Below are 12286 nucleotides of genomic sequence, written 5' to 3'. Positions count from 1 at the left end.
ATTGAACGCATCAACCCTAGTTCAGAAAGTCTGGAACTTCTGCCACACCCTGCGCGACGACGGCGTAGGTTACGGCGATTACCTGGAGCAGCTCACATCGCTGATTTTTCTCAAGTTAGCGCATGAGTATTCGCAGCCGCCTTATAACCGCGAATTGAAGATCCCCAAGAAGTACGCCTGGGTCAGTTTGAAGAGCAAGACCGGTCCCGTTTTAGAGTCTCACTACTTGGAGGTCCTGCAAAAGCTGGGTGAAAAGCCTGGCATGCTTGGCGCCATCTTCTTCAAGGTCCAGAACAAGATTCACGACCCTGCGAAACTTTCCCGTCTTGTTCAGATGATCGATTCGGAGAGCTGGCTCAGTCTCGAAATCGACGTCAAGGGCGACATGTACGAGGGGTTGCTGCAGAAGAACGCTGAAGACACTAAGAGCGGTGCCGGCCAGTACTTCACTCCGCGCGTCCTGATTCAGGCGATGGTCGAATGCGTGCAGCCCGAGCCCGGCAAGACTATCGCCGACCCCGCCTGCGGCACGGGCGGCTTCTTCCTCGGCGCCTATGAGTGGCTGACCCGCCCGGGCACGCGTCTGGACAAAAGGCAGCAGAAGTTTCTGAAGCACGAGACCTTCTTCGGCAACGAGATCGTCGCTGCTACCCGACGCCTCTGCCTGATGAATCTGTTCTTGCACAACGTCGGCGATCTCGATGGCGAGCCGACAGTGGAGCGAGCGGATGGTCTTTTGACCAAACCGGAGAAGACGTTCGATTACGTGTTGGCCAACCCGCCCTTTGGCAAAAAGAGCAGCATGACCATCACCAACGCGAACGGCGAGGAAGACCGCGACGCGTTGACCTACGAGCGCCAGGACTTCTGGCAGACCACCTCCAACAAGCAGTTCAACTTCCTCCAGCACATCGTCTCGATGCTCAAGACAACCGGCCAGGCCGCCGTGGTGCTGCCGGACAACGTGCTGTTCGAGGGCGGAGCGGGCGAGAAGATCCGCCGCAAGCTGCTGGAAACCTGCGACGTCCACACCCTACTGCGCCTTCCTACCGGCATCTTCTACGCGCAAGGCGTCAAGGCCAACGTGCTGTTCTTCGACGCCCGGCCCAAGGACGGCAAGGTTCAGACCAAGGGCGTGTGGATCTACGACCTGCGCACCAACAAGCACTTCACCCTAAAGACCCGGCCGCTGCGTCGCGAGGACCTGCAGGAGTTCGTCCAAGCGTACAACCCATCCAACCGCTACAAGCGCGAGGAATCGGAGCGCTTCCGCTACTTCGCCTACAAGGACCTGATCGCCCGCGACAAGGCCAGCCTGGACATCTTCTGGCTCAAGGACGACAGCCTAGATGATATCGACAACCTGCCGCCGCCGGATGTGCTGGCGCAGGAGATCATCGACCACCTCGAGGCCGCGCTCGTCTCGTTCCGCGACGTGACAGCGGCACTGCCCCGCTCCACCAGCTGACCAAACCGTCCCGCGACTGGAGATCCTGCATGGCGCTGTATACCTACCACCACGACGCAGCGACGATCACGGCGGCCGGTCGCCAATGGGTACAGACCTGTTTGGTCGGCGACGGCAGTGTCCTGGGCGGCGGCACCATCAGCACGGCGGCGAACTACGACGCCTTGGATCGCTACTTCGTCCAGCGCCTCGACGTTGGCGACGGCGGTTTCTACGAGAAGCTGCGAGCCCAGCTTGCGGATGCGTCACCGGATGCCCGCAAGCTGATGGCGGAACTGCTATGGGCGCTGTTCCTGTTCCCCAGCAACATCGGCGAGGACACCAAGCGCGAAGGCATCTTGGAGGTCTGGAGCTGGTCGGGCGACTCGCTTGATCCGGCGCACCCCATGCTGTCCAGCAAGCTGCTCGACGGCATCGGATCCGGAGGTATGGGCGTCAACAGCAATCGCTGGCGCGAGATGATCTATCTCGTCCGGCTGGGGCAAGCGATCAAGGTGGTACCAGCTGATGAGCGCGCCGGCATTTTCAGCGAATACGACCGGTTTCTCGACTGGATCGAAACGCTTCCGGACAGCGGCGACCGCCAGTTCCGCCACATGCTGCGCTACTTCCTGTTCCCCGACCGCGTCGAGCGCATGTCCAGCAATGGCGACCGCCGCAAGGTGTTGGCCGGGTTCGGCGTGGCGCCGATCAAACATACCCGACGCTGGTCCGACCGGCAGCTGGACGACGCGCTGTTTGAACTGCGCGGGAAACTTGAACAGCGCTACGGGGCAGCGGATCTCGATTTCTACCTGGAGCCACTGCGGGACCAGTGGAAGAAGCCTAACGAGCCGGACGATCCAGTGGCGGACGACGCCGAGGTCGAGGACGCTCGAGTCGAGGTCCGGGAATCCCGATCCAGCTACGCGAAACGCATAGGCTCCGCTCGTAACCTGATCCTGTACGGGCCACCCGGAACCGGTAAGACCTGGAAACTTCAACAGCTGTTTGCCCGCTACACCGATCAGCCCGCCGACATCGACAGGTCCACCTGGGAGCTGGGACTGGTCGCCCGGTTCGGCTGGCGTGCGGTGATTGCCGCAGCCCTTGCCGACTCGGGGCGGGCGGTCAAGGCAACTACTTTGGAACAGCATGCGCTGGTCAAGGCCAAGGCCGCGCAACGCAAGCGAAGCAATGTGCGGGCAACTCTATGGGGCTACATGCAGAGCCACACGTCTCCAGAGGTCACGACGGTCAACGTGGCTGACCGCCGGCCGCCCTATCTGTTCACCAAGAACGATGAATCCGATTGGACCGTTGTCCCGGGTTGGCGGGACGCTGATTCGGAAGCCGCGGAGCTGCTTGACGCCTGGCGGGCGGGGCCTGAAGTCGCCAGCCGCGCCGTGCCCCGCTATCGGGTGGTGACGTTCCATCCCTCCTACTCCTACGAGGATTTCGTCATCGGCCTGCGTCCGGTGGTCGCGGACAGCAGCGGAGATGCGGCAGGTTTCCGCATGGTCGACGGCGTGTTCAAGCAGATCTGCGCAGAAGCCCGGGCGAACCCCGGCAAGCCCTACGCGTTGTTCATCGACGAAATCAATCGCGCGAACATCGCCAAGGTCTTCGGCGAACTCATCACGCTGATCGAGCCAGACAAGCGTGCGCACTACGATGCCGCCGGGAACCTGCTGGGTGGCATGGAAGTGCAGCTGCCGGGTACCGGTGACGACGAGGGGGAGGCGGAGCGGTTCGGTGTGCCGGAGAACCTGGACATCTACGGCACCATGAACACGGCCGACAGGTCGATCGCCCTGCTGGACATCGCCCTGCGGCGGCGCTTCGAGTTCGAGGAAATGCCGCCGGACTACAAGGTGCTGGAACGTCGGATCGAAGGAGTGGACCTGGCGCGGCTGCTGCAGGCGGTCAACCAGCGGCTGGAGTTCCTGGCCGATCGCGACCGCCTCATCGGGCACGCCTACTTCACGCGCGTCGGGAGCCTCGACGATCTGCGTGTCGTCTTCCGATTGCAGGTCATTCCGCTGCTGCAGGAATACTTTTTCGATGACTGGAGCCGGGTTGCCCTTGTGCTGGCAGCGCGCAACGGCAGCTCTCCCTTTCTGCGCGCCGAGACTCTGGATGCGGCGGAGGTGTTCGGCAGTCTGGCGGATGTCGGCACAGGCGAGCGCGTGCGCTACACGCTGACGCCGGCATCCACTTGGACCGGCGAGGCCTTCCGATCCATCTACGAGTCCGCTGAAGCGCTGGCCTGAGAAATGCAGGCGCGCACGGTCACCGCGATCGAGCACCAGGTAATGCCGGTCGCATCGGGCGGCGCTGCGCTGTCTCCAGCGGAGGCTGAGCGCCTCGCAGCGCTCGGCCTGCAGCGTCGCGGGTTCTGCGTCCTGGGGCACCGGTCGCTCCGGCTCTCCCAGTTCGTCGGGCTGGTGAGCCTGGGCAATGGACGCGTCCTGGAGATCCTGCCCAAGGTCGGGGAGCAGATCGATCCCGCGCGGGCGCGAGGCACATTGCTTCGGCTGCTGCGGTGGGCGTACGACCTGCCCTCCTTCGCAGGCGGGGGCGTGGACCACGGCCTTCAGCAGCGGGAACTGCTGGATGTGTTCGTGCTGGCGTATCTGCGTGCACTGGTGCCGCTGGTGCGTGCCGGACTCGTCCGGCGATACAGGAGCCGTGAGAAGGATCTCGGCGTGGTCCGGGGGCGACTGCTCCTGAAACGGCAGGTCGCGGTGCACGCGATGCGGGTCGACCGGATCGCATGCCGCTTCGATGATCTGACCATCGACAATCCATGGAATCAGGTGCTGAAGGCCGCCCTGGTTGCGGCGAGACCGTGGGCGCGCGGCCTGGAATCGGGTCGCCTGTGGTTTGAGATGGCGGCCGCGCTTGATGAGGTTCATCTGCGCAGCGATGGCCTCTCCTTGCATCGCAGTCTGCGCTCGGATCGGCAGGTCAATCATTACCGCCCTGCCCTACGATGGGCCGGCTGGATTCTGCAACTCTTGTCTCCAGACCTCCGCAGCGGTTCCAGTTCGGCGCCCGAGCTGTTGTTTGATATGAACCGGGTTTTCGAGCTGGCGGTGGCGGCAAGGCTTCAGCGGCGTGCCGACGCTCTAGGGCTTCGACTGCATTCTCAGCACAGGGGTCGCCATCTGGCCTATGACACTGCAGACCCGCATCGACACTTTTTCGGCCTACGCCCTGACCTGGTTCTAAGTCGCGGCGATGAAATTCTTGCCGTGGCGGATACGAAATGGAGTCGTCTTGCCACGGACAAGCGCGGGTACCTTATTCCCACTGACGCGCATGCATACCAGCTTCATGCCTACGCGAGTGCATACCTGTGTGACGAAGCCTTACTGATTTACCCGTGGCACCAGGCCTTAGGCGATGCACGGATGTCAGGCTATGGCCTCCCCGACGCCGGCGACCGTCAGCCGGTCCTCCACGTCGTCTGCGCAGATGTGGAAAACGAGGACCTACCTTTGCACTTCGTTGATCCGCGATCGCATTTTGCAGGGCTGGCTCGCTGATTTCTCGCAAGAAGGCCTTACGCGCAGCGACGCGCGTCGCTGTTTCTCACCTTTGGCGCACTTACGGCATGCGACTACGACATTTCGGCCAACGCCTGACGCGTGACTTTGGTCACTCCCACTCAATCGTCGCCGGAGGCTTCCCGCTGATGTCGTACACCACGCGCGAGACGCCGCGCACTTCGTTGATGATCCGGTTCGAGACCCGGCCCAGGAAGTCGTACGGCAGGTGCGCCCAGTGGGCGGTCATGAAGTCGATGGTCTCGACTGCCCGCAGCGAAATCACCCACTCATACGCCCGGGCATCGCCGACGACGCCAACGGACTTGACCGGCAGGAACACCGCGAACGCCTGGCTGGTCTTGTCGTAGAGGTCCGCCTTGCGCAGCTCCTCGATGAAGATGTGGTCGGCGCGGGCCAGGATCTCGGCGTATTCGGCCTTCACTTCGCCCAGGATGCGCACGCCCAGGCCGGGGCCCGGGAACGGGTGGCGGTAGACCATCTCGCGCGGCAGGCCGAGTTCCACGCCCAGGCGCCGCACTTCGTCCTTGAACAGTTCGCGCAGCGGCTCGACCAGGCCCAGCTTCATGTGCTCGGGAAGGCCGCCCACGTTGTGGTGGCTCTTGATGACGTGGGCCTTGCCGGTCTTGCTGCCGGCCGATTCGATCACGTCGGGGTAGATGGTGCCCTGCGCCAGCCACTTGGCATTGCTGAGCTTGCCGGACTCTTCGTCGAAGATCTCGACGAACAGGTTGCCGATGATCTTGCGCTTGGCCTCGGGGTCGCTGACGCCGGCCAGCGCCTTGAAGTAGCGCTCGCGCGCGTCGATGCGGATGACGCGGATGCCAAGGCCATGCGCGCTGGAGGCATCGGCGAAGGTCGCCATCACCTGGTCGCCTTCCTGGAAGCGCAACAGGCCGGTGTCGACGAACACGCAGGTCAGCTGGTCGCCGATGGCTTTGTGCAGCAATGCGGCGACGACCGACGAGTCCACGCCGCCGGACAGGCCCAGGATCACCTCATCCTGGCCCACGGTCTCGCGCACGCGCGCGATCTGGTCGTCGATGATGTTGGCCGCGGTCCACAGCGTGGCACAGCCGCAGATGTCGACGACGAAGCGGCGCAGCAGCGCCTGGCCCTGCTTGGTGTGGGTGACTTCGGGGTGGAACTGCACGCCGTACCAGCGCTTGGCATCAAACGCGAACGCGGCCACGGGCACGCGGTCGGTGCTGGCGGTGACGGTGAACTCAGGCGGCGCCTCGGACACGTGGTCGCCGTGGCTCATCCACACGTCCAGGCGCTGGCTGCCGGCGTGGTCGGTCAGGCCTTCGAACAGGCGGTCCTGGGCGACGATCGCGACTTCCGCATGGCCGTACTCGCGCGCGTCGGCGGCTTCGGTCTCTCCGCCCAGCTGCTTGGCCATTGTCTGCATGCCGTAGCAGATGCCCAGCAGCGGCAGGCCGCTGTCGAACACCTGCTGCGGGGCGCGCGGCGATCCGTGCTCGGTCGTCGATTCGGGGCCGCCGGACAGGATGATGCCCTTGGGCGCGAACGCGGCGATCTGCTCCGGATCGTGGTCCCAGGCCCAGATTTCGCAGTAGACGCCCAACTCGCGGATGCGGCGGGCGATCAGCTGCGTGTACTGCGCGCCGAAGTCGAGGATCAGGATCTTGTCGCGGTGGAGCGGGGATTCGGAAGTCGGGAGTCGGGATTCGGAAACGCCGGTCATGTGTGCCTCAGTTCAATCTGATGTGTGTCGAATCACGGCGTGCTTCACCGTCAGCACTGGAAAGCACCACCGTCATGGGAAGCGACGAGCGGCGCGATCCCGCCTTTCCGAATCCCCAATCCCGACTCCCCAATCCCGCCAGGCCGGCCTCAGCCGGCCTGGTAGTTCGGCGGCTGCTTGGTGATCGTCACGTCGTGGACGTGGCTCTCGCGCTGGCCGGCGCCGGTGATCTTCACGAACTGCGGCTTGGTGCGCATGTCCTCGATCGTCGCGCAGCCCACGTAGCCCATCGTGGCGCGCAGGCCGCCGGCGAGCTGGTGGACGATGCCGGCCAGCGGGCCGCGGTACGGCACGCGGCCCTCGATGCCCTCGGGCACGAGCTTGTCGGCGTCGGACGAATCCTGGAAATACCGGTCCTTGCTGCCCTGCTCCATCGCGCCCAGGCTGCCCATGCCGCGGTAGCTCTTGTAGCTGCGGCCCTGGAACAGTTCGACCTCGCCGGGCGATTCCTCGGTGCCGCCGAACAGGCCACCGATCATCACCGTCGAGGCGCCGGCCGCGAGGGCCTTGCCGATATCGCCCGAGTAGCGGATGCCGCCGTCGGCGATCAGCGGGATGCGGTCCTGCAGGGCTTCGGCGACGAAGTCGATCGCGGTGATCTGCGGCACGCCGACGCCGGCAACGACGCGCGTGGTGCAGATCGAACCGGGGCCCACGCCCACCTTCACCGCGTCCGCGCCGGCGTCCTCGAGCGCCTTGGCCGCGTCGCCGGTGACGATGTTGCCGCCGATGACCTGGACCTTGGGATAGGTCTTCTTGACCCAGTTCACGCGGTCGAGCACGCCCTGCGAGTGGCCGTGCGCGGTGTCGACGATGATCACGTCCACGCCCGCGGCGACCAGCGCCTCGACGCGCGCCTCGGTGTCACCGCCCACGCCGACCGCCGCGCCCACCAGCAACTGCTCGTCGGCGTCCTTGGCGGCGTTGGGGTTGTCGTGGGCTTTCTGGATGTCCTTGACGGTGATCAGGCCGCGCAGCGCGAAGTCGTCGTTGACGACGAGCACCTTCTCGATGCGGTGCTTGTGCAGCAGCGCCAGCACCTCGTCCTCGCCCGCGCCTTCGCGCACGGTGACCAGGCGGTCGTGCTTGGTCATGACGTTGCGCACCGGGTCGTCGAGCTTGGTCTCGAAGCGCATGTCGCGCCCGGTGACGATGCCGACCAGCTTGCCGCCGTCGACCACCGGCACGCCGGAGATGTTGCGGGCGCGGGTCAGGCGCAGCACTTCGCCGATGCTGGTGTCCGGGCCCACGGTGAACGGCTCGCGGATGACGCCGGCCTCGAAGTTCTTGACCCGGGCCACCTCGGCCGCCTGGCGTTCGACGCTCAGGTTCTTGTGCACGATACCGATGCCGCCCATCTGCGCCATCGCGATGGCCAGGCGTGCCTCGGTCACCGTGTCCATCGCCGCCGAGACAATCGGCAGGTTCAGGCGCAGGTCGCGGGTCAGCCGCGTGGCGAGGCGGACGTCCTTGGGCAGGACGATCGAGTGGGCGGGAACGAGCGAGACGTCGTCGTAGGTGAGTGCTTCGGCCTGGATGCGCAGCATGCGGGGTGCCGGGGAGGAGGAAGCGCGCCATTGTAACGCCCGGGATTGGAGATTGGGGATCGGGGATTCGGGATGGCGCGTTCCTCCGGTCGCCTCCCGACCGGCCCCGGGTCCCGAATCCCTACTCCCGAATCCCGGCCGCGCCAGCGGCCTCGGCCGCCTCGATGGTGTTCTGCATCAGCGTGGCCACGGTCATCGGGCCGACGCCGCCGGGCACCGGCGTGATCCAACTGGCGCGCTGCGCGGCCTCGGTGAAGCCGACATCGCCGACGAGGCGGCCGTCGTCCAGCCGGTTGATACCGACGTCGATCACGACCGCGCCGGGCTTGACCCAGTCGCCCGGGATCAGGCCGGGACGGCCGACCGCGACGACCAGGATGTCGGCCTCGCCGACGTGGCGGCGCAGCACGTCCGGCGGCGTGAAGCGGTGGCAGGTGGTCACCGTGCAGCCGGCGATCATCAGCTCCAGCGCCATCGGCCGGCCGACGTGGTTGCTGACGCCGACGATCGTCGCGCTGGCGCCGCGCACCGGGCGGTCGGTGTAGGCCAGCAGCGTGGTGATGCCGCGCGGCGTGCACGGGCGCAGGCCGAACTGGCGCAGCGCCAGGTGGCCGACGTTGGCGGGGTGGAAGCCGTCGACGTCCTTGCGCGGGTCGATGCGCTCGATCAGCCGGCTGGCATCCTCGATGCCCGGCAGCGGCAGCTGCACCAGGATGCCGTGCACCGCCGGGTCGGCGTTGAGGCGGTCGATCAGCGCGACCAGCTCGGCCTCGGTCGTGCCGACCGGCAGGTCGAAGTCGAAGGCCTGGATGCCGACGATCGAAGCGGCACGGCGCTTGTTGCGTACGTAGGACTGCGAGGCCGGGTCGCTGCCGACCAGCACCACCGCCAGGCCCGGGCGCGTGCCGCCGTCGGCGATCCGCGCGTCCACGCGCACGCGCAGCTGGTCGAGCAGGGTGTCGGCAATGCGCTTGCCGTCGAGGATGCGGGCCGGAACGGGATCTGCGGCGGTCATGCGGGGCGATTTCAGTGGTACGGGGCGTCGTATTGTCGCCGATTCCGTCGAACCGCACCCCCCTGTAGGAGCGCGCTCGCGCGCGATGAAGCGTTCCCGGCAAAGCCCGATCGCGCGTCCCCGAAAAGGGGATGCGAGCACAAGCGCGCTCCTACGGTTGCGGGCACGGCGCTGCACGCCGATCCTGTCGCCCTGCCCCGCATCCGGAGATTGCCATGGCCGACGCCACCACCGCCCTGTCCGACGACGCCCGCCTCCGCGCCGAGGCCGCCGCGTTCCGGCGACTGCGCAAGCACCTGCTCGAGTCGCGGCCGGAGGTGCAGAACATCGACCTGATGATCCTGGCCGGCTTCTGCCGCAACTGCCTGGCCGACTGGTACGGCGATGCGGTGCGCGCCGAGGGCGTGGACCTCGACAAGGCCGCCGCCCGCGAGGCGTTCTACGGCATGCCGTTCGAGGACTGGAAGGCCCGCCACCAGCGCGAGGCGACGCCCGAGCAGCAGGCCGCGTTCGCCGCGACCCACCGCCCGCACGCGGGCTGAGCGCCGCGCGTCAGGGACAGCGCGGCAGGCCGTCGCCGACGCTGCACTCGACGCAGCACATCGGGGCCGATGGCTGTCCGGGCGCCTGCCCCGGCGTCGGCAGCAGCGGCGCCGGCGGGGTCGCGGCGACGATCGGCGGCGCGGGCCGCAGCTGCGCCAGGTCCTGCGCAGGGCGCAATTGCAACAGCACGGCCCAGTCCTGCCGGTTCGCGTTGCACGCGGCCGGGTTGTCGGGCGTGCACGGCGCATCGTCGAGCGTGCGCGCCGGCAAGGCGGCGAACCGGCCGCCGGTCGACAGCGGCAGCATCCGCATCGTGACGCCGTCGAGCACGTTGCCGCCGACGAGATACGCCGCCGCGACGCCCTCCCCGGCCGCGGCGACGACGATGTCGCAGTGCATGCCCAGGCCGCCGTCCTCGCTGCTGAGCAGCGTCGCCAGGCCCGGGAACCCGAACACGCGGTTGGCCGCGCGCACGTAGCACATCATGTCGCCGCGCGCCGGGCGTGCGGTGGCGGGATCGGCGACGCGGTAGGCGCTGGTCTCGGGATTGCGGTAGGCGTCGCGCACGTAGTCGACGTGGCTGGGCGAGCCGTCGAAGCCCGGCAACGCCGCGCGCCGGGCGCTCCAGGAGACGAAGGCAGCCGACCACGGCACGTCGACCAGGAACGCGCGACACGCGGCCGACGGCGTACCGCCGTAGCCGGCGTATGCACAGTCGCCGGCGCCCGGACGATGCTGCAGCCGGGGCAGCAGCCCGGCGCCGAGCCAGTAGCCGGCGACGCGGCGCCAGGCCTGTTCGCCGTTGGTCAGCAGCGCGGTCTCGGCCTCGCGCACGGTCGAGCCGGCGTAGCGCCCGTCGACGTCGATGAAGGGCCGGTGCCAGAGCTGGTGCTCCTCGCACGCGACCGCAGCCAGGCGCGTCGCCGGATCGGTGGCCTGGACCTGCGCGCGCAGCAGCGGGCACGGATCGGCGGCGGTCGCCAGCAGCGGCGACAGCGCCAGGCACGCAGACAGGACGAGGCGGGACCATCGCGACATTCGGCTGCTCCGCGGCCGTGGGGGATGGCCGGCATCGTGCCGGGCGCGGCGTGAAGGCACCGCCGCAGGTGTGCGTGCCGTCAGCCGGCGCAGAACGCCGCGTAGTCGATGTAGCCGGGAAACGCGCGGCCCGGTGCGCACAGCGGGCAGTCGGGATCGGCGCCCAGCCGCGTCTCGCGGAAGCGCATGCGCAGCGCGTCGAACTGCAGCAGGCGTCCGCGCAGCGGTTCGCCGATGCCCAGCAGCAGCTTGAGCACCTCGGTCGCCTGCAGCAGGCCGATCACGCCGGGCAGCACGCCGAGCACGCCGACCTCCGAGCAGTTGGGCGCGGCCTCGGCCGGCGGCGGCTCGGGGAACAGGCAGCGGTAGCAGGGGCAGCGGCCACGCGCACGGCCGGCGTCGAACACGCTGACCTGGCCCTCGAAGCGGTGCACTGCGCCGTAGACCAGCGGCGTGCGGTGCAGCAGGCAGGCATCGTTGAGCAGGTAGCGGACCGGGAAGTTGTCGGCGCCGTCGAGCACCACGTCGACGCCGTCGAGCAGCCGGTCGATGTTGGCGCTGGTCACGCGCTCGGCGACCGCCTCGATCCGCGTGCGCGGATTCAGCGCGCCGAGCGTGGCGGCGGCCGAGGCGACCTTCGGCTGGCCGATGCGGTCCTCGGCATGCAGGATCTGCCGCTGCAGGTTGCTGCGGTCGACGACGTCGTCGTCGACGATGCGCAGCCTGCCCACACCGGCGGCGGCGAGGTAGTACGCCGACGGCGAACCGAGCCCGCCGGCGCCGACGATCAGCACCGTGGCCTCGGCGAGCCGGCGTTGGCCGTCCACGCCGACCTCGGGCAGGCGCAGGTGCCGCGAGTAGCGGTCGTGGAAGTCCAGGTCGATGTCGCCGTCGGGCAGCACCGTCGGCAGGCCCTCGGCCTGCCAGCGGCTGGTGCCGCCGGCGACCGAGGCGAGGTCCGTGTAGCCGGCGGCGGCCAGCGCGTGCGCGGCCTGCAGCGAACGCCGGCCGCTCTGGCAGATCAGCAGCAGCGGCGCGCCGGGATCGGGCACGTGGGCCTGCGGGGCGGATTCGAGCGTCGCGCGGTCGATGCCCTCGGCGCCCTCGGCCATGCCGGTCGCGCGCTCGTGCGCCTCGCGCACGTCGATCAGGCGCACGCCGGCGCGCAGCCGGCGCAGCGCCTCGTCGGGAGAGATCTCGGGAATCGTCATGCGGGGATTATCGCGCGTGGCGGAACCGGGAGACCCACTGCCGACGCAACGGCGTGGTGCACACCGGAAAAGCCGCATCGCGCGCGAGCGCGCTCCTACGTGAGCGATCGGCGAACCGGGGACCCCTGTCGGTGAGGCCTTCCGC

The 12286-nt window shown here is 67.7% G+C and carries 9 protein-coding genes; 4 read left to right on the top strand and 5 right to left on the bottom strand.

Translation table 11 applies throughout. The features are described from left to right. Nucleotide 1 precedes the first annotated feature (1 nt). Genes WQ56_RS04590 through WQ56_RS04580 form a run of 3 tightly spaced genes read left to right on the top strand, consistent with a single transcriptional unit; the run spans nucleotide 2 to nucleotide 4998 of the window. Nucleotides 2-1468 (top strand): class I SAM-dependent DNA methyltransferase, encoded by a 1467-nt coding sequence (locus tag WQ56_RS04590; protein ID WP_047135867.1) that lies wholly within the window; start codon nucleotides 2-4, stop codon nucleotides 1466-1468. 29 nt (nucleotides 1469-1497) lie between these two features. Next, on the top strand, nucleotides 1498-3720 hold the full coding sequence (locus WQ56_RS17610) for an AAA family ATPase (RefSeq protein WP_052772839.1): 2223 nt from the start codon (nucleotides 1498-1500) through the stop codon (nucleotides 3718-3720). A 3-nt stretch (nucleotides 3721-3723) separates the two neighbouring features. Next, nucleotides 3724-4998 (top strand): hypothetical protein, encoded by a 1275-nt coding sequence (locus WQ56_RS04580; RefSeq protein ID WP_047135866.1) that lies wholly within the window; start codon nucleotides 3724-3726, stop codon nucleotides 4996-4998. 112 nt (nucleotides 4999-5110) lie between these two features. Here the strand turns inward: WQ56_RS04580 and guaA are convergent, their stop codons facing one another. The 3 genes from guaA to folD all read right to left on the bottom strand — a co-directional run bounded on the left by guaA (nucleotide 5111) and on the right by folD (nucleotide 9349). Further along, the gene (gene guaA, locus WQ56_RS04575) at nucleotides 5111-6727 is read right to left on the bottom strand and encodes a glutamine-hydrolyzing GMP synthase (RefSeq protein WP_047135865.1); all 1617 of its coding nucleotides are present in this window, start codon (nucleotides 6725-6727) and stop codon (nucleotides 5111-5113) included. 149 nt (nucleotides 6728-6876) lie between these two features. Then, nucleotides 6877-8334, bottom strand: a complete 1458-nt coding sequence (gene guaB, locus WQ56_RS04570) for an IMP dehydrogenase (protein WP_047135864.1) — start codon at nucleotides 8332-8334, stop codon at nucleotides 6877-6879. Between the two features lie 121 nt (nucleotides 8335-8455). Continuing rightward, nucleotides 8456-9349: a bifunctional methylenetetrahydrofolate dehydrogenase/methenyltetrahydrofolate cyclohydrolase FolD gene (folD, locus tag WQ56_RS04565; RefSeq protein WP_047135863.1), complete on the bottom strand. Its 894-nt coding sequence runs from the start codon at nucleotides 9347-9349 to the stop codon at nucleotides 8456-8458. 215 nt (nucleotides 9350-9564) lie between these two features. Between folD and WQ56_RS04560 the strand changes: the two genes are divergently transcribed. Further along, complete coding sequence (locus WQ56_RS04560) at nucleotides 9565-9891, top strand: DUF1244 domain-containing protein (protein WP_047135862.1); 327 nt, start codon at nucleotides 9565-9567, stop codon at nucleotides 9889-9891. 10 nt (nucleotides 9892-9901) lie between these two features. Here WQ56_RS04560 and WQ56_RS04555 read toward each other — a convergent pair whose 3' ends face one another. Both WQ56_RS04555 and moeB read right to left on the bottom strand, forming a co-directional pair. Further along, nucleotides 9902-10930 carry a DUF2272 domain-containing protein gene (locus WQ56_RS04555; protein WP_047135861.1) on the bottom strand — a complete coding sequence of 343 codons (1029 nt, stop codon included), beginning with the start codon at nucleotides 10928-10930 and terminating at the stop codon, nucleotides 9902-9904. A gap of 80 nt (nucleotides 10931-11010) precedes the next feature. After that, nucleotides 11011-12141 carry a molybdopterin-synthase adenylyltransferase MoeB gene (gene moeB / locus WQ56_RS04550; protein WP_047135860.1) on the bottom strand — a complete coding sequence of 377 codons (1131 nt, stop codon included), beginning with the start codon at nucleotides 12139-12141 and terminating at the stop codon, nucleotides 11011-11013. Between the last annotated feature and the right edge of the window lie 145 nt (nucleotides 12142-12286).

The organism is Luteimonas sp. FCS-9 (assembly GCF_001014645.1).
Lineage (GTDB): Bacteria > Pseudomonadota > Gammaproteobacteria > Xanthomonadales > Xanthomonadaceae > Luteimonas.
The sequence above is the reverse complement of the archived record's forward strand: the minus strand, read 5'-3'. Positions and strand labels throughout refer to the sequence as shown.

Coding starts and splice junctions, on each gene's coding strand:
- WQ56_RS17610 (WP_052772839.1), top strand. CDS start 1,498: ATGGCGCTGTATACCTACCACCACGACGCAGCGACGATCACGGCGGCC.
- WQ56_RS04580 (WP_047135866.1), top strand. CDS start 3,724: ATGCAGGCGCGCACGGTCACCGCGATCGAGCACCAGGTAATGCCGGTC.
- guaA (WP_047135865.1), bottom strand. CDS start 6,727: ATGACCGGCGTTTCCGAATCCCGACTCCCGACTTCCGAATCCCCGCTC.
- guaB (WP_047135864.1), bottom strand. CDS start 8,334: ATGCTGCGCATCCAGGCCGAAGCACTCACCTACGACGACGTCTCGCTC.
- folD (WP_047135863.1), bottom strand. CDS start 9,349: ATGACCGCCGCAGATCCCGTTCCGGCCCGCATCCTCGACGGCAAGCGC.
- WQ56_RS04560 (WP_047135862.1), top strand. CDS start 9,565: ATGGCCGACGCCACCACCGCCCTGTCCGACGACGCCCGCCTCCGCGCC.
- WQ56_RS04555 (WP_047135861.1), bottom strand. CDS start 10,930: ATGTCGCGATGGTCCCGCCTCGTCCTGTCTGCGTGCCTGGCGCTGTCG.
- moeB (WP_047135860.1), bottom strand. CDS start 12,141: ATGACGATTCCCGAGATCTCTCCCGACGAGGCGCTGCGCCGGCTGCGC.